Below are 20,451 nucleotides of genomic sequence, written 5' to 3'. Positions count from 1 at the left end.
GGCCGGAACGTGACCAGAGTGGAGAAAATAACCCTGCGGAAATACCGCATGGTATCGCAGGATCTGCCTGCCGCATTCGACGGCACGACCGTTGCTTTTCTTTCCGACATCCACCATAGCAGGAGTTTCCCTCTGGGGCGTGTGAAAGAACTGGTAGCGCTCACCAACGGCCTGCACGCCGATCTGGTCCTGCTGGGCGGCGATTATGTGAGCCACAGCCGGGCACATATCCCCAGTTTTTTCCGTGAGGCCGCCGCGCTCACCGCGCCGTTTGGCGTTTACGGCGTGCTGGGCAATCACGACCGCAATACGGATGCGGAACTCTCCGAACAATGCATGCGGCAGGCGGGCATCCGTTCGCTGGACAACCAAGGATACTGGCTGGAAAAGGGGGGCGCGCGCATCCGGGTCGGCGGTGTGGCCGACCTCACCACCGCCACGCAGGACCTTTCCCCCATGCTGGCGGAAACGCGCCCGAACGACTTCATGATACTGGTTTCGCATCACCCGGATTACGCCGAACAACTGCCGTTCAGCCTCATTGATCTGATGCTCTGCGGGCATACGCACGGCGGTCAGGTGAGCCTGCTGGGCAAATGGGCGCCCACCGGTTTTATGCCCTCGCGGTTCAAACTGAAATATCTGACCGGCGTCATCAAAAACGCCGGCACCACCGTCATCGTTTCAAATGGCATTGGTACGGTGGGCCCACCGGTGCGCATCTGGGCGGCACCGCAGATTTGGCTCATCACTCTCTGCGCGGATCGACGCCGTACAAACCGCTCTTTCTAAACCCGTTCCCGCTCCCTTCCCTTGACGACGCGGCGGGTTTCCGTTACAATAGAATTAAACTCTTTGCAGGTGCGCGGCTATTCGCCGTGATAATAGGGAAACCGGTGCAAAACCGGTGCAGCCCCCGCTGCTGTGAGGCGGACTGTTTTTCCTTGGGGCCAATCGGGCCCATCCACTGGTTGCAAAACCGGGAAGGATGAAAAACAGGAAGATGCCAAGCCAGAAGACCTGCCTGTAAAGTGCGGTGTAATCCTTTCGGAGGGAGAGGACAAACATGGAAACGGCCTTGCAGGGTATTCACCCGTTTTCTTGTTGCGGTCTTTTTTCCTTTTGGGGAAAAGAGGCCGTTTTCGTTTGCCCCCCGACCACCAGAAAAAACAAAGGAGTGGTTTGATGAAAAAAGCATTTCGAAACTGGGTCTGCATCTGCTGCGCGTTTGCGCTGCTGCTTGCGGGCATCCCCCTGTCGGCGGCAGCCGCCGCCCAAAGCACCTTCCACCTGCGCATCGAAGGTGCCACTCAAACGTATCTGAACGAAGATGTGCCCCTGACATCGGACGAAACACTGGAGCAGGCATATACAGCCGCCCTGGACGCCGAGCATATCCCATACGATCAGTCCTATTCCGACAGCATGGGGTACTACATTAACTCAATTGGCGGCGAATCGGGAAGCTCCTCAAACGGCACCTATTATTTCTGGAGTATTTATCAAAACGGCGCCAGCGCATCGGTAGGCGTCAGTTCCCTCAAGCCTGCCGCGGGAGACGATATCGTGATGGCGTTCATTGCCTGGCCGGGCACGCTTTACCCTTCTGTCAGCCTATCCCCCGCCACGCCTGTGGCCGGAAAACCGTTTACATTCCATGTAACAGGTTCCGATGGCGGCACTTCCTCCAATGTGGACGGTGCGACGGTCACGTTCAACGGGCAGAGCAAGACGACGGACACGAACGGAGACGTTACCTTTACTGCACCCGCCGCCGGCAATTACACCTATCGGGTAGAGAAAAACGGAAGCGGCCCCGCCCCCCTGCTCGTGCGGATTGACAACGCGCCCCTCACGGTATCCGCCGACGCATCCAGCAGTTCCGGTTCTTCTTCCAGTTCTCCGTCCGGTTCTTCTTCCGTTTCCTCTTCCACCACCTCTACGCCTACTACATCTTCCGCGCTGGACACCTCGGTTGCCAGTGCGGTAAAAGGCGCGGCGGCTGCGCTGGGAAGCGATACCTCCGACTGGACGGCGTTCGCACTTGCGCGGGCGGGATACCCCGTGCCGGGCGCCTACCTGCCGGATGCTGCGGCTGCGATCGCCGAAGGCAACCTGAATGCCATCACGTTGGCCAAATATGTGCTGGTGCTTCGGGCAGCGGGTGCCGACCCCACTAATTTCAACGGCGCCAATCTGGTGAATCAGCTGTATACGCAGACCAATGTCGGCCGCACCGGGCTGAATGGATACATCTTCGCCCTGCTTGCGCTGGACAGCGCGGATTACACGCCGCCGGCCAACGCGACCGTCAGCAAAGCGTCATTGTTGAGCACCCTTCTTGCCGCACAAGACAAAGACGGCGGGTTCGGCCTGGTCACCGGATACAGTGATGTGGACATCACCGCCATGACACTGACCGCTCTGGCCCCGCATATCAGCGAAACCGGCGTGCAGGCCGCCGTTACCAAAGGGCTGGCCTATCTGGCCGGGCAACAGCGGGCAAACGGCGGGTTCTCCACCAATGCGTCCGAGTCCACCGCACAGGTCATCATCGCGCTTTCTTCGCTCGGCATCAACCCCGCGTCTGATGCGCAGTTCCTGCAAAACGGCAACTCTCCGCTTTCCAACCTGCTTTCGTTTGCCGTTTCGGGCGGCGCTTTTGCCCATGTCTCCGGCGGAGGCGCGAACACCATTGCAACCCAACAGGCACTGGAAGCCCTCACCGCATACCAGATGCTGGAGCATGGCGGCAAACGGCTGTTCGACCTGCGGAACACGTCAGCCTCCGTGCAGCGGGTAACCCCCAGCACCGGGTTTGGCGTAAGCAACCCCTATACAGGCGGCGGCGCCCCGGCAGGCGCTGTGGTCGCTGTTTCACTGGCTGCCGCGGCTGTGCTGCTTCTGTCACGCCGCCGTAAACCATAATCTCCTTTCGTAGGTGGGATCTCACAACAGGTCGGGGGCCGTATACGGCCCCCGACCTGTTGTGCTGTCCGCCGGAAACCGGGCGCGGCTTCTTGCACATTTTCCTTTTTCGGAGTAAAATAGACAAGGTGTGCTTGTTTTGACTGCCTTTGACCGCGCCGTCGCACATCAATTTCCGCATCAGACCAAAAAGAATGGAGATGACCCGATGCCTGCCATCCTCACACATTATCTGTTCAGCGAAATGGTCGCGCCGCCATGTATTGACGACATGCTCAGCGGCAATATGTATGTATGGGGGTCGCAAGGGCCGGATTTCCTCTTTTTCTCACCGCCCGTGCATCCGCATTGGCGTATGCTCAGCCGGATCGGCGGCTTGATGCATGAGCAGGATATGGATCAGAATTTTGCGTTTATGGCCGATTGTTGCAAAAAAGCCGAAGGAATGGAAAAAAAGATTCTCCTTTCTTATTTTTATGGGTTCCTCTCCCATTATATCCTGGACCGCACGTTCCACCCGTATGTTTACGGTATGCAGCGCTATTTCAAAACCATCCTGCCCAAGGCAAGCGACAATTACCTGCACCGGCAAATCGAAACCAATCTGGATGTGCTGTTTCTCAAGCGGCTGCGCAGCATGACGATTCAGGATTTTTCCGTTATCAGCCATCTCCGGCGCATCCCGGAACTGAACACGGTGTGCGAGATGTACCGCGAGCTGTTTCGCAGCCGGTTTGAGCAGACCTTTTCCATCCGGGCCATCTCCCATTCCTTTTTAAGCATGAAGCTGCTGTACAGCTTTTTTTACAGCCCGCGGGGATTCAAACGGCGCGCCGTCACATTTGCCAAACACCTGACGGAAAACAGCTATCCCGCCGTGATGGCGCTGATTCACCCGGTGGAGCCGGGCACTGAGATTGATTACGCGAATATAAAGCGGGCGGTACATGAGCCTGGCAACGATGCGCTGGAACACACTGCCTACGAACTGTTCGGTATCGCCCGCCAAGCATACAAAACGTTCTTCCCGCTGGCCGAGCGGCTCTGTCGGGATGGCGGCGATTTTTCCGCCATCACGCAGGGCATCAATTTTGAAGGAGACCCCGCACGCTGAGTCCCGCGGCAAAAACCGGGGGCAGGCCGCTTGTATGCGGCCTGCCCCCGGTTTTTATGATTTTGTCCGGCCAAACGGCTCACTGCTCGCCCAGCGCACGCTCCAGCCAGATGCTGCCGATATCAATCGCGTTGTAAAGACCTTCTTTTTCAGTCTTTTTAATGACGCGATCGCGCACACGCATATCGTTGTCAGTGGACAGCAGCTGCACCTGCACCGTTCCCGCCACATCCGCGTCCTTGATCTTCGTGCTGCCCTTGATCTGCATCATCACGACATATTTATCATATACGTTTCCGTAATACAGTGTATCGCCGCTGCGCACAAGCGGTTTTCCTTTATATGTCAGGAACTGCTCGCCCTTACCGCTTTTTTTGGTAGCCATGCTTTGATCTCCTTTCGCACCTGATGGAATCTGTTCGCCTGCTCTCCCGCAAGCATTTACGTTTTATTATAGCACAACTGCCCTGCGCTGTAAACAGCGCCGCCCGCATGCGTTGTCTGCTTGACAAAGCAAACAAACTTCCCTATGATGAAAACAATTCAAAACAAAGGAAGTGCGGCCCTTGCGATATCTCACTTACAGGCAGAACGGCGCGGAACATGCCGGCTTGCTGCATGGACAAACCATTTACGACCTGAACGATGCACTCGCCTGTGCCGGGCGGCCCCCAGTTTCATCTCTGCTCGCACTGATCGAAGCGGCGGCGGAAACGCCCGCCATCCTTTCCGCACTGGCCGCCACAGACCTTTCGGCATGCACCCCGGTCACCAACGCGGTGCTCTGCGCCCCCATCCCGCGCCCCAGACGCAATGTTTTCTGTCTGGGGAAAAATTACGCCGCACACGCCACCGAGGTGCAAGGCACGCGGCTATCCGGCACCGGCATCCCGCAGCATCCGGTTTATTTCACCAAGACAGCCGCGCCGGCCCTCGCTCCCGGCGGCGTGATCGACTGCCCGGAAAAACTTACGGAATCGCTGGATTATGAAGCGGAGCTTGCGCTTGTCATCGGGCGGGCAGGCAAAAACATCCCCGCGGAAGACGCGGCATCCTACATCTTCGGCTACACCGTCCTCAACGATATTTCCGCCCGCGACCTGCAGGCCCGACATGAACAATGGTTTCGCGGGAAAAACCTGGATACCTTTTGCCCGATGGGCCCCGTGCTGGCGGACCAGAGCGAGATCCCGTTCCCGGCGCGGGTGCAGGTGACCTGCCGCGTGAACGGAGAAGTACGGCAGAACGCCAACACCGATTCGCTGATATTCGACATCCCCACCATTTTGAGCGACCTTTCCAAAGGGTTTACCCTGCTGCCCGGTGATATCATCAGCACCGGCACACCCGCCGGCGTCGGCGCCGGCGTCGGCGCGGGCTTCGACCCGCCGCGCTTTCTGCAAGACGGCGACGTGGTGGAATGCGAAGTGGATCACATCGGCGTACTGCGCAACACCGTGCGAAGAAAGCCCGTCGTCTGACCATTCCTCATTTCCCCGCTTGGCGGGTCATGCCGACGCAAAAGGCAAACGAAACCTATCCGCCCGCCTTTTTCAAGCCGATTGGCTGTGCATATGCAGCATCCGGGCCGCCAGATGCCGAATACGGTTGAGCAGAAAGTCCTGTACACCGCCGCGGTTGTGAGCTTTCACCAGCGCGTAAGCGATCTGGGGCGTGAATTTGGCCGGATAATACACAAAATAGTGCGATTTCCAAACGGTGGGGTTATATTTCCTTTTGTATTGATAAAGCGATTTGAACGCATAAAACGCATTGGCATGCTCAAAAACATAGGCCAGCAGGGCCGCCACGCGCGTGGACTGCGTGTCGGTCCTGGTATTCGACAGAGGCGCCACGCCCATCGATCCCCAGCGCACCCCTTCTTTACGGAAGGTCTCAAACGCCGCGAGGGTGATACCCTCCATCACGCCGGCCGGCGCATCCCTCCGGCGGCGGGTAACGTCGGCATAATACCCGCCCACAAACGGGAGAAACACGATAAACGCGCAGACATTCCCCGTGCGGTCGCACGCGATGAAATACCGGCGGTCCAACGGATTTTCCAGCCCCACTGAGCCAAGGAGGAACGAAAGTTCGCCGCTCTTTTTACCGGCCAGCCATTCCCGGGACACCTCCTGTATTTGCTGCTCGAGCGCGGGGTCCCGCTCCGTCAGCGGTTTGTATTCCTTCACGGCGATGCCCTTACGCGCAGCAGAACGGACATCCCGGCGGAGCTTGGACGTTTGAGGGCCGTCTATGGAGTAGACGGACAGATCGAATGCCGCTTCCTCTCCGCATTTCGCAACACCGAACCCCAGCCCTTTATAGATATTCACCAGTTTCTCCGATGCTTGACACAAACAGATGTCCAGATTATTCTGCCTGCAAAACCGACGGAAATCCATCAGCACCACGGCACAGTCTTCCTGTCTGCAGACCGGGTCTCCCACACAAACAGCCGTTTCATTCTCAATGACATAGGCAATGAAACCGTCCGCCGCCTCGCTAAAAAAATATTTTTTATCCGGCTCCACATCCACATAGGAAATGCTGTTGTAGCCATACAGCCGCAGCAATTCCCGCACACGGGCGCGGTCGCGTCCGGAAACAATCGGCTGATACACCAGCGGTTTGAGGATAAACACCAGAGCAGCCACCAGGCTTCCCCAATACAGCACCACCGCCGAGTGCATGAACACGACGGCGCGCAGATTTTGAGGGGCCGCGCCGGAAACATCCATCATCACAAACAGGCGGACCGACTGAAAAAACGCGTCGCGAATGGTGGTGACGCCCTGGAAATGCCTGCGCATAACAAACATACCGATACCGGTGTTGAGCAGCACAATCGCCACACAGAGCAGCGCCAGCAGAAGCCCGCGCCGCAGCGTGATCGGGTCTGCGCTGCGGGTAAACCTGCGGCGCAGAAACAACAGGATCACTTCCATCAGCAGTTCCACCACTACCACCGGCAGAACCGGCCGTTGGGGCATTGAAGCATACAGATGCAGCAAGATGGAAAGCGGCAACAAACAGACCGTGAGGTAATACGCCATGCGCACGCGCTTATACAAACGATAGCTTAAAAACAGCATGGCGCACCCCACCACGACCGACAGCGTGCGGTGCAGCGCCTCCGCGTGCGGTGACAGGAACCCGCCTTCCAAAAGAGGAATCCCATGAATAGGCAGAAGATTGGCGATGCCCAAAAGCACCATCAGCGCCGTTACGGTGATGATAGCGGCTTCCTGCAAAACTGTGCGGAACGCATCCCATTTGTTTTCCATTTTAACGACCTCCGGCCCTTCGGCGGGCCATCCCCTGTTTTTTTGAAAGCAAACGCATTTCTTCAGCGGTTGGATGCTGCAAGACCGGCGGCATGACAACCGCACTTGAGATTCTTCCAAAATACGGTACAGTGGACCAGCTGTGGCACATATACATATTACTGCCGTCCCCTGCTCACCGATTATGGAAACTGGCACCGGCGGCGGGTGAAGAAGCAGCGTGAAGCGAAAAATCTGGACCGAACGCGTGGCCATCATCGTGCTGGCCGCGCTGGTGCTCCTGTTCTCTGTTTCGGCCGGTCAGAAAGTCATTACCGCCAGCGCTGAAAGCAGCAGCACCATCAAATGGGCGGAATTCAATGTTCCGCTGGCTGCCATGCAGCGGGCGCTCAAGCTGGATATACAGACCCACGCAACGGCAACACCGTTGCATTTTGTGGATGCTCTGGCTTTTCTAGCAACAAAATACGGCGGAAACTGGAACCGTTACCGCTCCGCTGATCTCGACGCATTGCTTGCACGCCTCAAAAATGGCGAAACCATGCAAAGCATCACGGCCGGCATGAAGAATTACAGCTACTTCGACCAGGTATATGCCGCCGTGCTGGGCAACGCGGTGGGCAACTATGCCACCGGCGCGGGCGGCAATTATACCGTGCAATACGGCCTGAAGCTGTTTTCCCCCATCGCGGCCGGATACGGCTACGGGCACTATGACGATTTCGGCACGTCCCGTTCCTTCGGGTTCAGCCGCCGGCACTTGGGTAACGATCTGATGGGGACAGTGGGCACGCCGATCTGCGCCGTGGAAAGCGGCTATGTGGAAGAACTCGGATGGAACAAATATGGCGGCTGGCGCATCGGCATTCGCAGCTTTGACAAAAAGCGGTATTACTATTATGCGCATCTGCGGCAGGGGCACCCTTACCGCACCGGCCTGGCCGTAGGAGAAGCCGTGCAGGCGGGTGAAGTAATCGGCTATCTGGGCATGACGGGGTACAGCGCCAAAGAGGATGTTAATGGCATGAACAAACCGCATCTGCATTTCGGCATGCAACTGATCTTCAATGATTCACAACGGGAAAGCAACAATGAGATCTGGATCGACGTCTACAATATCGTGAATTTTCTTGCCCAAAACCGCTCACACGTCGTAAAAAACGGCAGCGATTACGACCGTGCGACCGATTTCCTCGATTTGCGTTATTTGCTCTATTATGAATGACATTCCTGACGTTGTGAACGATCAAAACGCATCTACAGCTTTTGTTCCATGACAAAACTGCGTTCTTTCATGCCTGCATTTTTATAAAACGTGAGAGCGTCTCGATTGAATGCCCACACAATCAGTTCCAAAGAATCGGCACCTTTTTCTTTTGCCCATATCTCGGCTTCTTGAAGCAGCTTGTTGCCAATTCCTTGTTTTCTATAGTTGGCATCCACGCACAATTTCTCAATATGCGCCACCGTTCTCGATTTAAGCAAAGGACTTTTTGGGGGCGGGAGAATCGTTATGCTACATACCCCCACACATCGGCCATTGTCCTCGGCAACAAACGCTTTTGCGTTGTCGTCGCACAATAAGGAATCAAAATCATAGCCAATCATGAGGTCTATATCAGCATATACATCCGGTCTGTTTTCCACATGCAGAGAATGCACCTGACAAACCAATTTATGAAGGTCTTCAAAATCGTTCTGCAAAACCGGTCGTATCCGCATTTGAACCTCCAAACCCGCGTATACCGAATATGCCCTGTAAGAGGGCCCTAAGAATCTGACTCTTTTTTAGTTTTATAGAACGTCACGTTCCATCACGATCAAATGCCAATCCTTTCGGCCGGCTGCTCTGGAAATGGTTTTGGAAACCTCATGCAAACCCATCGCTTTCCAGAACGAATAACTTTCCTCGTTTCCTTCTATACAGGCCAGCCGAAGTTTGGTAAAGCCGTTCCTTTGCATCACTTCTATGAATTTCGATAAAATGGTTTTTCCGATTCCTCTTCTGCTTTTCGTTCCATCGACCATAAAGAAACCAATAAAAATCGTATGCTTTTCCGGATAATCTACGACATAGTCGAGTATTGCCACCATTGCATTGTGGCGATAAAACCCGATATCGTTTTTTTGCCCGCGTGCAGTATTGGGTGGCAATTCCGTGGTTCCTGCAATACTCTCCCGATAGGTGACGGGATGGTTCTGCATTTTTGAAAAGTAATGCGGGTTGCTTTGCTGCAAGGAAAATAAAGCATCATACTCGTTTTCCGTTATCCTTACGAGCCTGTAAGCGGGCAGTTCCCTTGCAAGGTCATCGAGCATCCTATTTTCCCCGCTCTCCTATCCCCGTCCCGCAGCCGTCTGTTCCAGCCTGACGGCAAGCGCTTCGTCCGGTTTTACATACGCGGTGTTGTATCCCTCATAGATCACCATGCCGGGCTTGGCACCCGCCGGTTTTTTCACGTGCCGCACCGGCGCGTAATCCACCGGCACCTGTGCGGAATCCTTCGCTTTGCTGTGCGTGGCCGCCAGCACCGCCGCCTGCGTAAGGGTTCGCTCCGGCACCTCCCGCCCGCCGGCCAGCACGATCACATGCGCGCCCGGGATGTTCTTGGTATGGAACCACATATCGGTCTTGGCGGCGGTCTTGAGTGTCAAGCGGTCGTTCTGTTTGTTGTTGCGGCCGACCAATATCTCAAACCCGTCGTCCGAAACAAAGCGCCGGGGGGCATTTTCACGCAGCTTTTCCCGCTTTTGTCCGCGCCGGCGCAGGTATCCGCTTCCGACCAGTTCGTCCCGGATCTCGGCCAGTTCGCTTTCCCCGCCTGCACGGGCGATTTCGTCCAGTACCGTTTCCAGGTAGCGCAATTCTTCCTCGCCCGCGGCGATCTGTTCGGTCAGAAAACGCTCCGCGGCAGCGGCTTTATGATATTCCTTATAATATTTCTGCGCGTTTTGCGCCGGTGTCAGGCGCACATCCAGCGCGATCTCGACGGGCGCGTTGTCGTGATAAAAATCCTCCAACGTGCAGGACGGCATTCCTTTTTGCAGCCGGTACAGATTGGCGGAGATCAAATCTCCGCGCTGTTTCAGCGTTTCGCGATCCTCGCTGGCCGCCAATTCCGCACGCTGGCGCTCCAATTTGCGGTTGATACGCTGCACGGCGTGCTCCACCACCTGAAGCATATCGTGCGCGCGCTGGCTAACCCGCAGCACCCGGTCACGCTCGGTGTAAAACGTGTCGAGCAATGCAGAAAACGAATCCAGCCGCCGCGCCGCCGCACGGTCGCCATACTGCATGATGGGCAGAAAAGAGAATTCCAGCGGGCGGCCGGTCTGCACATCGGTCAGCAGAGTCGGCTCGCCGCGGTGGCTGCGCAGACGTTCAGTCAGCGCTGTGAAAACCGCCAGCAGCCTGCCCTGTCCCGCCTCGCCCAGCGCTTCCACGTCTGCGGAAACATCGTGCGCCACTTCTTCACAAAGCTCCCGGCACACCAGCGGTGACAGGCCCTGCACCGATTTGAGCAGGGCTTTTTCAAGCGAACTGCGCTGCGCCAACACCCGCCGCAGGGCATCCACCGGAGAACCCAACAACAGATCCACTTTGTCCTGTGCCGGCGGCGGCGTATAGGGAAGACCCGGCAACACCTGCCGCCTGGCGGACATGGTATAGTCGATGTGCTTGACAGCGTCGATGATGGTTCCGTCCGGGCCGATGAAGATCAGATTGCTGTGCCGGCCCATAATCTCCACCGACAGCGTCTTTTGCACCTCATCGCCGAAATCGTCCCGGCAGTCGAAATCCAGATACAGTTGGCGCTCCAGGCCCGGCTGGCGCACCGCACGCAACTTGGCGCCACCCAAATGCTTGCGCAGCAGCATGCAGAACATAGGGGCAGTCATCGGGTTTTCCTTGCTCTGTGCCGTCAGATGCACACGCGGATGCGCGGCGCTGGCGGAAAGCAACAGCTTTGCCCCACCGCCCCGCTGCCTGAATGTAATGTCCAGCTCATCTTTTTCCGGTTGCTGCACCTTGTCAACCCGTGCGCCGATCAGCACCGAAAGCTCTGCGGCGACAAAAGACAAAAACGCACCGTCAAGCGCCATGGATGTTTTCCCCTTCTCTATATGGATTCCGATACCACAGGACAAGCCCGCCGTTCAGTCCGCGTATGTGAGCAGCTCCGTACCGGATTGCGCCACCGTGAACGAAACATCCGCAAACCGTTCCGTCAGCCTCCTTGCAAGCACCGGGCAGACCGGCTGCTCGGTAGCAAAATGCCCGGCCGCCACCAGGTTCAGCCCCGCAGCCGCGACAGCCAGAATGTCCGAATGTTTGATCTCACCGGTCAGGACGGTGTCCGCTCCCGCACGCACTGCCGCGTCCGTCAGTTCTCCGCTCCATGCGCCGCTGCATACGGCAACAGTCTGCACCGGGCGGCCCGCGTCATAAAACGCGGCACCCGCCGCATGCAAACGCTCCCGGACCTGTCGCGCAAACACCACCGGATCGACCGGCACGGGCAGTCGCGCCACGCGCCCCAGTCCATACGGTTTTTGCAGCGCCTGATCCTCGAAAAGATCGTAAGCGGGCACTTCATAGGGATGCGCCGCTTTCATCGCGGCCAACACCCGAGCGGTATCGCGCATGTCGCAGATTGCCTCGATACGCACTTCCTCCGCCGCCTGCAAATGCCCCTGCTCACCGATAAACGGTCTCGATCCAGCAAGCGGACGGAAATAGCCTGTACCGGGCGTTTCAAACGCACAACTGTCATAACCGGCATACCGTCCCGCGCCGGCACCCGCCATGGCCTCGCGCACCTGCGCGGCATGGGTTTTCGGCACAAACACGCTGATCTTCTGATACGAAAACGCGCCGAGCGGCTGCAAAATGGCCGTGCGCTCCAAACCGAGCACCGCCAAAAGGGCATCGTTCACACCGCCCTCGGCAATATCCAGATTGGTATGCATGCAAATGGCGGACAGACCATGCCGCGCCAGCCGCCAGACGGGTGCGGAAACGCCCTCCGCCCGCAGGCTGGGGAGCGGCCGGAAAATGACAGGATGATGGCTGACGATCAGCTCTGCGCCGGTTGACGCTGCTTCCTCACAGACCGCACAGGTGATATCCAGCGTAACGAGCGCTTTGCGCACCGGGGCGCCGGCATCCCCCGCCAGCAGGCCCACATTGTCCCAGCTTTCGGCCAGGCGCAGAGGTGCCCATTCCTGCAAGCAGGAAAAAATAGCGCCTACGGTCGTCATATCCATGCCCCCATTTCATATCTGTTCCGCCGCCCGCTCCAGGCGGGCGGCCAATGCGCTCCATGTTTCCGCCTGCGCGGCACGGGCGGCGGAGCGCGCCAGACCGTCCGCCTTTTTTCGCAAACGCCGCGCCTGCCAGCACAGATAATCCCGCCCGGCCCGGCTTCCGGTTTCAGGCAGGCGACCCGCAAAGCAGAAAAATGCATCCGGTTCAAATGGCACCCCGCCATACCGGACACACATCACCAGGTAGTGCTTGTCGCCTTCCATGGCGGCATCTTCTCGATCAATCACGAACCCTTCCCGACACAGCCAGGCGCGCAGCGTTTCCTGCGCGGTCATCGGCTGGAGAATCAGGCGCACATCCGGCCGGCGCACCCACTCGCTACGGGAAAGGATCGCAGCAATCAACTCCCCGCCCATTCCTGCAATCACGATATCCTGTGCCTGCACGCCCGCCAACCCGTCGGTCTGCCGCAAGACCACTTGCTCCTGCACACCGTACTGCGCCACAGTCTGCGCGGCGCGGGCAAGTGGGCCGGAACGCACATCACACGCCAGCGCGGAAGGATTGTGCCCGGAGCAGACCAGCCAGACCGGCAGATAGGCGTGATCGGTGCCGATATCCGCCACCGTCACACCCGAACGGACAAACGACGCCGCCAGACGCAGGCGGGCGCTAAGCGGCGGCAATGCGCTCATAAAACCCTCCGTGACGGCACAGCCCGGCACACCTCCGTGCCGCCAGACCGGCCATTCCGGTTTGTTTTCCAAAAAACAAATGCCATCCGGCACACCGGATGGCATTTTGTGTGCCCATGCAGCATCAGTCGCTGGTGCTGGAAGCAAGATATTCGTTGATTTTGCTCACCAGTTCGTCACTGTCGGTGCCATGCACCATACAGGCTTCCTCAATGCTCTCGCCGCGGGACGCCGGGCAACCCAGGCAGTGCATCCCCATGGTGATGAAGAATTCCGCCGTTCCCATATCGAGATCGAGCACTTCTCCAATCAGCGTCTCTTTTGTGACCTGTGCCATATAAGAATCCTCCTTGAACACTTTGCAGAGCTCTGCAAAGACAATACCCTATCCTATTATCGCTTATTATACCTAAAAAACGTCCAGTTTGCAATCGGTTACGCAAATTTTTTTAAACTGCCGTAAAACAGAAAAATACCTCGGAAGATTCCGAGGCACAAAAGGAAGCCAGTTCAAACAAACGTGTCGGAGATTAGCGCTCCTCCTTGATTTTAGCGAAGCACTCACTGCAATAGACGGGGCGATCTTCCTTGGGCTGGAACGGAACTTTGCATTCTTTGCCGCACGAAGCGCAAACAGCAGTAAACATCTCGCGCTGGGGCTTACCCGCGTTTTTCCGAGCATCGCGGCAGGATTTGCATCTCTGGGGCTCATTCACGAACCCTTTTTCTGCATAAAATTCCTGTTCGCCGGCAGTGAAAATGAATTCCTCGCCACACTCTTTGCAGATAAGTTTTTTGTCCTGGTACATGCATTTTACCTCGCTTTGGAAAATATAGAATTTGCCCAAGGACGGATTTGAACCGACACCTTTGAAGAAACCAACGCTCTTCCGTTGAGCTACTGGGGCACTTAACCGCTTATATACAAGACGGATCGACGAAGCCGTTTCCTGATTTTCTGCAACACGTTGTCGATGGTTTTCACGCGCACACAGAGCCTGTCGGCCATGCCGACATACGAAACGCCCGAGAGATACAGACACAAAACCGTACGTTCTTTTGATGATAGCTGAGCCCGCGCAACCGCCGAAAGCGCGCCAACGGTCTCTTTGAAAATCACAACCTCTTCGGGATCAGTGTTTGTTCGGGAAACGGCAAATAGAGCATTGGTTTGATCATCCAGTGAAAGTGCATAGTTGAGTGGAACTGCCTTGCCGCAGGTCGCACGGCGGACAGCGGAAGCCATACGCCGCTTGATGCAGATATGCGCATATGCACGGAACGGCACGCCGTTTTGTGGGCAGAAGTGCCGAACGGCACCCAGAAGACCCAGCATACCCTCCTGCATCATATCATCTGCTTCAAGCCCGGCCGCTGCAACGGGAACACTGTGCGCGCGGATGAACGGAACAAAGGACGAAACCAGATCGGCCATTGCGTCCCGGTCGCCCGCGCACGCCCGCGCCGCCAATTCGGCATCCGGAGGCGGAAGCACATTTTTCGATTTCATGGCTCCCCCGCTGCAAGCGCCAATACCTGTCAATACCTTTCTTATCATACGGTATTTTTCAGGAAATGTCAAGTAAAACATCTCATGCTGATAAAGGATAACCGGGAAAATACCACGTATTTTTGTGAATTCCTCCAAAATTTTAGCGCGTTTCCTTGAACCAGGCCGCCCCGTCTGTTTCCTTGTTTTTTTGCAAAGAACCCGGCAGGCTGCATTTTCTTTTGTACAAAAAAGCGGTATAATAGCAACATGACGCGCGCAAGACAACCGATAGCATCCGGACCCTGAAATGCGAGGTGATGGTATGTCCGCGCCGGAAGGTTTTTGGCTCTTTTTTGCCGGTATTTCTCTCTTGGCGGTAGTGCTCACGGTTTGCGACAAGCACCGGGCTGTTCGCCACCGCTACCGCATTCCGGAAGCCACTTTGCTTTGGGTCGCTTTTGCGGGCGGCGCCGCCGCCATGTTTCTGACCATGCTAATCATTCGGCACAAGACACGTCATGTCAAATTCATGCTGGGTCTGCCCGTTTTCATGCTGCTGCATGCAGGTGCCCTGCTGATTTTGCAATGGACCTTTCATCTGCCCGTGATTCTCCTGTTGTTTGGGCGATGATCTTCGGCAGCATATTTTCTTTCCTGTTTCGTTTTTCCCCATCCGGCCACTGGATGGTTTTGATAGGATAGGAGGTCCTTTTTATGCATCTTGCCTGTATATTTGATTTGGACGGCACGCTGGCAGATTCTCTGCAGGATCTCGCGGATGCCGCCAACCACGCGCTGCGTGCGCAGGATTATCCCACGCATGAAACACCGCGTTACCGCTTTTTTGTCGGAAACGGCGTGCCGAAACTCCTCGAACGGGTGCTGCCGGAACATGCCCGCACACCGGAGACCCTGGCGCATACCCGCACCTTATTTGACGCCTATTACCGGGCGCACGGGCTGGACCATACCAGACCATATACCGGTATCCTTCCCTTGCTTGACATTCTGGGGAAACGGGGCGTCAAATTGGCCGTGCTTTCCAATAAACCGGACGCGTTCGCTAAAGAGATCGTAACGGCACTGTTCGGAAATCGGTTCCATCCCGTTTTCGGAAACCGGCCGGATGTTCCGCGCAAGCCCGACCCGGCCGCCGCGCTGGAAGCCGCCGAAATCATGGCGGTCTGCCCGGAGCAGTGCCTGTTCCTAGGGGATTCCGGCGTGGACATGCAGACCGCGGCAGCGGCAGGCATGATAGGCGTGGGCGTTCTTTGGGGGTTCCGAGACCGCGCGGAACTGCTGGAAAACGGTGCAAAAAAATTATTATCCCGACCTGAAGACCTTTTGGAACTGTTTGCATATCCGGCCTGACAGAGCTGCCGGATGAAGCCCCGGCGATTTTGACATCCGGCCGCGGCATTCACATCATAAAAAAATTGAGGGAACAAAGCATGGAAGAGATCACCAGAAAAAAAGGCTACATCTGCGATATGGACGGCGTCATCTACCACGGCAACCAGTTGCTGGACGGAGCGGCCGCATTCGTGGACTGGCTGAAAAAAGAAGACAAGCAATTCCTTTTTCTCACCAACTCCAGCGAACGCTCTCCACGCGAATTGCGGCAGAAACTCCAACGCCTGGGCATCGATGTAGAAGAAAGCCACTTTTATACCAGCGCACTTGCCACTGCATCCTTTCTTTCGCTGCAATCCCCCGGCTGCAGCGCCTATGTCATTGGCGAGCCGGGCCTGGTCAACGCGCTGTATGACGCCGGCATCACCATGAACGACGTCAACCCCGATTACGTGGTGGTGGGCGATACGCGCAATTATAATTTTGAAAATATCCAGCGTGCGGTTCGCTTCATTTTCAAAGGGGCCAAGCTTGTTGGCACCAATCCGGACTGCACTAATCCGCTGGAAACCGGCATGGCACCCGCGACCGGGGCGCTTGTCTCCCCCATCGAGATCACCACAGGTAAGAAAGCCTATTTTGTAGGCAAGCCCAACCCGCTGATGATGCGCACGGGACTGAAACTGCTGAACTGCAAAAGTGAAGACACCGCCATCATCGGCGACCGCATGGATACCGATATTATTGCGGGCATTGAATCCGAGATCGACACCGTTCTGGTCCTCAGCGGCGTGAGCGATGTCCATACGCCCTCACTGTTTCCCTACCGCCCCAAATATATCCTCGATACCGTTGGGGACATCATCCAAAACTGAACCGGCACACTCCCCTGCCGGCGCGCGCCACAGGGGCTCCGCCTACGGATTGGCAGGCTGGTATTTCTGGCGGGCACTGGTCACCTGTGCCTGATCGGCCATCTGCACGGGGAGCCAGCTACGCTTTTGCATCTCGGTATACAACTCAAACAGGATTTCCTGCTCGTCTTTCATAAGGCCCAGAAACTCATTGCGCAGGTTGGGTGTAATGCTCTCGGCAGCGGAAGTATCATAGGCATCCGCCATCGCTTTCTGCGTTATCACCGCATCATACAGGATTTCCTTATCCCCCCACTGGTTTTTCGTATTGTTTCCAAACGGCATGGCAGATACCCTCCCTCATTCGAGATGCTTGATCAAACGGTTGAAATGGTCCTGATGCCTCGCCGATATTTGTTCAAATTTGGCTTTGAGCTGCGGATCTGTACAAGATACGGAAAGGGACACATATTTTTTGACCAGCATCTGCTCCGAGGCCAAATGCCGATCCATTGCCTGCAATTCCTGTACGGTCAGTGACGCCATAGCTTTGCTCCTTTCGGCCTTCCGGCAGCTGTCTCTTTTTTATTTTTTCGCGGCAAGGATATAATATACATGGCATACGGTAACCCAAACACAAAAAAATCCGCTGGATCAGCGGAAAATCAAATCATTTCAATATTCGCCCGCCCACCGATTGGTGGGCGGGGCATTTTTTCCTTTCGCGGGACGCTTTTATGTAGTCTTCGCGTTCCCGCGTGAACCGCCAAGGCCGAAACTGATGGAAAGGGCCTGATTGATGCGTTGCATAGCAGGCGAGTCCAGCGTTCCCATGTGCTCTTTCAGCCTCCGTTTGTCCAGTGTGCGAATCTGTTCCAACAAAACAACCGAGTCTTTGGATAACCCGCACGTTTCCGCATGAAGGTTGATGTGCGTGGGAAGCCTGGCCTTGCCTGTCTGACTGGTGATCGCTGCGGCAATCACCGTTGGGCTGTATTTGTTCCCCACATCGTTCTGCACGATCAAAACCGGGCGGATACCGCCTTGCTCGGAACCAACAACAGGGCTGAGATCCGCATAATAAATGTCACCTCTGTGTACCGTCACAGTAGCCACGCTCCGATTTCATTCTTTTTTACATCTGCTTCTATTTTGCCCGTTATCCCGCGTTTTAATCATCCTGCCGCTTCGCTTTTCCGCACACCCACGGCACTGCGCACGAAAGCGGGCATCTACACATGCCCTTTACATTCATTTTATTCCGCAGGTGCGCAAAGTGGGACAACACCCGGTGGCACAAATACCGAAGCGGGCATAAAATATGGCAGGTGCCCACGCACCTGCTCAAACGATTTTTCCCATTTCACATTCAACGGGAGCTGATTTTATGCCCAATCTGGACTGCTGCTTCTCTACACCGCCGTTCGTGCCGGAATGCCGTGCCTGCACGGATGCTGGCTGCAAGGGCGTTCGTTATTTCCCACAGGTGCGGCGCGATTGCTTCTGGCCAGTGTTTACCCATCCCAGATGGCTGTGCTGCAAGATCCTGTATTGCTGCCACCGCAGATAATGCGCATGCCGCAGCGCACTTTTCTACACATCCAAGCCGCCTAAGGGCGGCTTACATATATCGCGGCATTGCAAATCCGGAAAGGGTATGCTACCATAGGCAGGATAGATAAGCTGCCGGATGACACAGACAGATGATGAACCTGGTGCTGTGTTCTGCCGGTGATTCAAAAGAAAGGCTGTTCCAATATGGAGAATTTAATTTATCTATTCGGCACAACGGCCGGCGTGGGCATCTTCCTCCATCTCCTATTCAGCAAAATGCATCTGCGTAAGCGCCTGGCACCCAAAATGCAGTGGTGGACTCCCGGCGCTTTGGTGATTCTGTTCGCCTGCATCGGCCTGTTGCTGGTACGTTTGTTCGGCGCAATTGATCCAGCCGCACACGCCGAGTCGGTGGAACGAGCCGTGGAAGGTGCGTTTCTGGGACTCTGGCTGGCCTGCGTGCCTGTTTTTTCACCCAACAAGCGTTGGGACAAACCGTGATCTGATGGGGACAAGTTTCAGAAGTATCCGCAGACAATAAAATCCGCCCCTGTGCGAATGATACACACAGGGGCGGATTTTGTTGCTATGTCTAAGCTTTAACTCAAAAATCAGTCTTTAACTGCGGTAACCATGCCGGAACCGACCGTACGGCCGCCTTCACGGATGGAGAAACGCAGGCCCACTTCAATGGCGATCGGCGTGATCAGTTCCACGTCCATGGTGACATTATCGCCAGGCATGCACATTTCAGTGCCTTCCGGCAGCGTGACAACACCCGTCACATCCGTGGTCCGGAAGTAGAACTGCGGACGATAGTTATTGAAGAACGCGGTGTGACGGCCACCCTCTTCTTTGGTCAGAACATAGACCTGGCCAGAGAATTTGGTATACGGATGGATCGTACCGGGTTTGCAGAGAACCTGGCCACGTTCGATGTCTGCACGCTGCACGCCGCGGAGCAGGGCACCCACGTTATCGCCGGCTTCAGCAAAATCAAGCGTTTTGCGGAACATTTCCAAACCGGTAACGGTGGTCTTTTTACGCTCGGTGGTCAAGCCGATGATCTCGACTTCTTCGCCGACTTTGACCTGGCCGCGTTCCACACGACCGGTGGCCACGGTGCCGCGACCGGTGATGGTGAAGACATCTTCAACCGGCATCAGGAACGGCAGATCGCTCTTGCGCTCCGGGGTCGGGATATATTCGTCGACCGCATCCATGAGATCCGAAATGCATTTGTATTCCGGCGCGTTCGGATCGGTAGAAGTGCTCTCCAGAACCTGCAGAGCGGAGCCTTTGATGATTGGCACATCGTCACCCGGGAAGTCATAGTTGGAAAGCAGTTCGCGCACTTCCATCTCGACCAGATCGAGCAGTTCCGGATCATCAACCTGGTCGACTTTGTTCAGGAACACAACGATATACGGCACGCCGACGTTACGAGCCAGCAGAATGTGCTCGCGGGTCTGCGGCATAGGGCCGTCGGCAGCGGACACAACCAGGATGGCGCCGTCCATCTGCGCGGCGCCGGTAATCATGTTTTTCACATAGTCGGCGTGGCCGGGGCAGTCAACGTGAGCATAGTGACGTTTTTCGGTTTCGTATTCAATGTGCGCGGTGTTGATGGTGATGCCGCGTTCACGCTCTTCCGGAGCTTTATCGATCTGATCGTATGCCTGGAACTGAGCCTTGCCTTTCAAGCCCAGCACTTTGGTGATGGCAGCAGTCAGCGTGGTTTTGCCATGGTCGACGTGACCGATGGTACCAATGTTAACATGCGGTTTTGTTCTCTCATATTTAGCCTTTGCCATGTGGGATTGTCCTCCTTTTATTCTTACGAATCAAGTTATATACGTTTCAGCCCAAATCCATATAGCAATATTCTAGCAATTCGGGCATGGA

General features: G+C 56.0%; 23 protein-coding genes, 1 tRNA gene and 1 riboswitch. Of the genes, 9 read left to right on the top strand and 15 right to left on the bottom strand.

Annotated elements, in window-relative coordinates; genetic code table 11:
• Positions 1-9: 9 nt before the first annotated feature.
• The 3 genes from ETHHA_RS05570 to ETHHA_RS05560 all read left to right on the top strand — a co-directional run bounded on the left by ETHHA_RS05570 (position 10) and on the right by ETHHA_RS05560 (position 4,042).
• A complete protein-coding gene (locus ETHHA_RS05570) occupies positions 10-792 on the top strand; it encodes a metallophosphoesterase (RefSeq protein ID WP_041686693.1) in 783 nt (260 codons plus the stop codon).
• A 50-nt stretch (positions 793-842) separates the two neighbouring features.
• Positions 843-1,042, top strand: a riboswitch (cobalamin riboswitch).
• A 143-nt stretch (positions 1,043-1,185) separates the two neighbouring features.
• Positions 1,186-2,928, top strand: coding sequence for a DUF4430 domain-containing protein (locus ETHHA_RS14475; protein WP_013485009.1), 1,743 nt, complete (start codon positions 1,186-1,188; stop codon positions 2,926-2,928).
• A 208-nt stretch (positions 2,929-3,136) separates the two neighbouring features.
• The gene (locus ETHHA_RS05560) at positions 3,137-4,042 is read left to right on the top strand and encodes a zinc dependent phospholipase C family protein (protein ID WP_013485008.1); all 906 of its coding nucleotides are present in this window, start codon (positions 3,137-3,139) and stop codon (positions 4,040-4,042) included.
• Between the two features lie 79 nt (positions 4,043-4,121).
• On the opposite strand, the gene ETHHA_RS05555 is transcribed toward ETHHA_RS05560, so the two are convergent.
• Complete coding sequence (locus ETHHA_RS05555; protein WP_013485007.1) at positions 4,122-4,427, bottom strand: hypothetical protein; 306 nt, start codon at positions 4,425-4,427, stop codon at positions 4,122-4,124.
• 181 nt (positions 4,428-4,608) lie between these two features.
• Between ETHHA_RS05555 and ETHHA_RS05550 the strand changes: the two genes are divergently transcribed.
• Positions 4,609-5,523: a fumarylacetoacetate hydrolase family protein gene (locus ETHHA_RS05550; protein ID WP_013485006.1), complete on the top strand. Its 915-nt coding sequence runs from the start codon at positions 4,609-4,611 to the stop codon at positions 5,521-5,523.
• 72 nt (positions 5,524-5,595) lie between these two features.
• Here the strand turns inward: ETHHA_RS05550 and ETHHA_RS14470 are convergent, their stop codons facing one another.
• Positions 5,596-7,329, bottom strand: coding sequence for a bifunctional lysylphosphatidylglycerol flippase/synthetase MprF (locus ETHHA_RS14470; protein WP_013485005.1), 1,734 nt, complete (start codon positions 7,327-7,329; stop codon positions 5,596-5,598).
• A 220-nt stretch (positions 7,330-7,549) separates the two neighbouring features.
• Between ETHHA_RS14470 and ETHHA_RS05540 the strand changes: the two genes are divergently transcribed.
• The gene (locus ETHHA_RS05540; RefSeq protein WP_041686691.1) at positions 7,550-8,554 is read left to right on the top strand and encodes a M23 family metallopeptidase; all 1,005 of its coding nucleotides are present in this window, start codon (positions 7,550-7,552) and stop codon (positions 8,552-8,554) included.
• A 32-nt stretch (positions 8,555-8,586) separates the two neighbouring features.
• Here ETHHA_RS05540 and ETHHA_RS05535 read toward each other — a convergent pair whose 3' ends face one another.
• The 9 genes from ETHHA_RS05535 to ETHHA_RS05495 form a co-directional block, all read right to left on the bottom strand.
• The gene (locus ETHHA_RS05535; RefSeq protein ID WP_013485003.1) at positions 8,587-9,051 is read right to left on the bottom strand and encodes a GNAT family N-acetyltransferase; all 465 of its coding nucleotides are present in this window, start codon (positions 9,049-9,051) and stop codon (positions 8,587-8,589) included.
• 72 nt (positions 9,052-9,123) lie between these two features.
• Entirely contained in the window at positions 9,124-9,648 is a 525-nt protein-coding gene (locus ETHHA_RS05530; protein WP_013485002.1) for a GNAT family N-acetyltransferase, read from the bottom strand.
• 18 nt (positions 9,649-9,666) lie between these two features.
• Positions 9,667-11,433 (bottom strand): Rqc2 family fibronectin-binding protein, encoded by a 1,767-nt coding sequence (locus tag ETHHA_RS05525; RefSeq protein ID WP_013485001.1) that lies wholly within the window; start codon positions 11,431-11,433, stop codon positions 9,667-9,669.
• Positions 11,434-11,487: 54 nt separating this feature from the next.
• Complete coding sequence (locus ETHHA_RS05520; RefSeq protein ID WP_013485000.1) at positions 11,488-12,591, bottom strand: Nif3-like dinuclear metal center hexameric protein; 1,104 nt, start codon at positions 12,589-12,591, stop codon at positions 11,488-11,490.
• A gap of 15 nt (positions 12,592-12,606) precedes the next feature.
• Complete coding sequence (locus ETHHA_RS05515; protein WP_013484999.1) at positions 12,607-13,293, bottom strand: class I SAM-dependent methyltransferase; 687 nt, start codon at positions 13,291-13,293, stop codon at positions 12,607-12,609.
• Positions 13,294-13,417: 124 nt separating this feature from the next.
• Positions 13,418-13,630, bottom strand: a complete 213-nt coding sequence (locus tag ETHHA_RS05510) for a DUF1858 domain-containing protein (protein WP_013484998.1) — start codon at positions 13,628-13,630, stop codon at positions 13,418-13,420.
• Positions 13,631-13,823: 193 nt separating this feature from the next.
• Complete coding sequence (locus tag ETHHA_RS05505) at positions 13,824-14,102, bottom strand: zinc-ribbon domain containing protein (protein WP_013484997.1); 279 nt, start codon at positions 14,100-14,102, stop codon at positions 13,824-13,826.
• A 32-nt stretch (positions 14,103-14,134) separates the two neighbouring features.
• Positions 14,135-14,201 (bottom strand) — tRNA-Glu (locus ETHHA_RS05500).
• A gap of 2 nt (positions 14,202-14,203) precedes the next feature.
• Positions 14,204-14,803, bottom strand: coding sequence for a sigma-70 family RNA polymerase sigma factor (locus tag ETHHA_RS05495; RefSeq protein ID WP_041686689.1), 600 nt, complete (start codon positions 14,801-14,803; stop codon positions 14,204-14,206).
• 304 nt (positions 14,804-15,107) lie between these two features.
• On the opposite strand from ETHHA_RS05495, the gene ETHHA_RS05490 reads away from it, so the two are divergent.
• From ETHHA_RS05490 to ETHHA_RS05480, 3 genes are all read left to right on the top strand, one after another.
• On the top strand, positions 15,108-15,416 hold the full coding sequence (locus ETHHA_RS05490; protein ID WP_013484995.1) for a DUF1294 domain-containing protein: 309 nt from the start codon (positions 15,108-15,110) through the stop codon (positions 15,414-15,416).
• Between the two features lie 83 nt (positions 15,417-15,499).
• The gene (locus tag ETHHA_RS05485; RefSeq protein WP_013484994.1) at positions 15,500-16,156 is read left to right on the top strand and encodes an HAD family hydrolase; all 657 of its coding nucleotides are present in this window, start codon (positions 15,500-15,502) and stop codon (positions 16,154-16,156) included.
• 80 nt (positions 16,157-16,236) lie between these two features.
• Positions 16,237-17,013, top strand: a complete 777-nt coding sequence (locus ETHHA_RS05480; protein ID WP_013484993.1) for an HAD-IIA family hydrolase — start codon at positions 16,237-16,239, stop codon at positions 17,011-17,013.
• A gap of 42 nt (positions 17,014-17,055) precedes the next feature.
• Here ETHHA_RS05480 and ETHHA_RS05475 read toward each other — a convergent pair whose 3' ends face one another.
• The 3 genes from ETHHA_RS05475 to ETHHA_RS05465 all read right to left on the bottom strand — a co-directional run bounded on the left by ETHHA_RS05475 (position 17,056) and on the right by ETHHA_RS05465 (position 18,099).
• Positions 17,056-17,337 (bottom strand): spore coat protein, encoded by a 282-nt coding sequence (locus ETHHA_RS05475; protein ID WP_013484992.1) that lies wholly within the window; start codon positions 17,335-17,337, stop codon positions 17,056-17,058.
• A 15-nt stretch (positions 17,338-17,352) separates the two neighbouring features.
• The gene (locus tag ETHHA_RS05470) at positions 17,353-17,538 is read right to left on the bottom strand and encodes a hypothetical protein (RefSeq protein ID WP_013484991.1); all 186 of its coding nucleotides are present in this window, start codon (positions 17,536-17,538) and stop codon (positions 17,353-17,355) included.
• A 189-nt stretch (positions 17,539-17,727) separates the two neighbouring features.
• Complete coding sequence (locus ETHHA_RS05465) at positions 17,728-18,099, bottom strand: type II toxin-antitoxin system PemK/MazF family toxin (protein ID WP_013484990.1); 372 nt, start codon at positions 18,097-18,099, stop codon at positions 17,728-17,730.
• Between the two features lie 651 nt (positions 18,100-18,750).
• Between ETHHA_RS05465 and ETHHA_RS05460 the strand changes: the two genes are divergently transcribed.
• Complete coding sequence (locus ETHHA_RS05460) at positions 18,751-19,047, top strand: hypothetical protein (RefSeq protein WP_013484989.1); 297 nt, start codon at positions 18,751-18,753, stop codon at positions 19,045-19,047.
• A 110-nt stretch (positions 19,048-19,157) separates the two neighbouring features.
• On the opposite strand, the gene tuf is transcribed toward ETHHA_RS05460, so the two are convergent.
• Positions 19,158-20,360, bottom strand: coding sequence for an elongation factor Tu (gene tuf, locus ETHHA_RS05455; RefSeq protein WP_013484988.1), 1,203 nt, complete (start codon positions 20,358-20,360; stop codon positions 19,158-19,160).
• Between the last annotated feature and the right edge of the window lie 91 nt (positions 20,361-20,451).

The organism is Ethanoligenens harbinense YUAN-3 (assembly GCF_000178115.2).
GTDB lineage: Bacteria > Bacillota > Clostridia > Oscillospirales > Ethanoligenentaceae > Ethanoligenens > Ethanoligenens harbinense.
The sequence above is the reverse complement of the archived record's forward strand: the minus strand, read 5'-3'. Positions and strand labels throughout refer to the sequence as shown.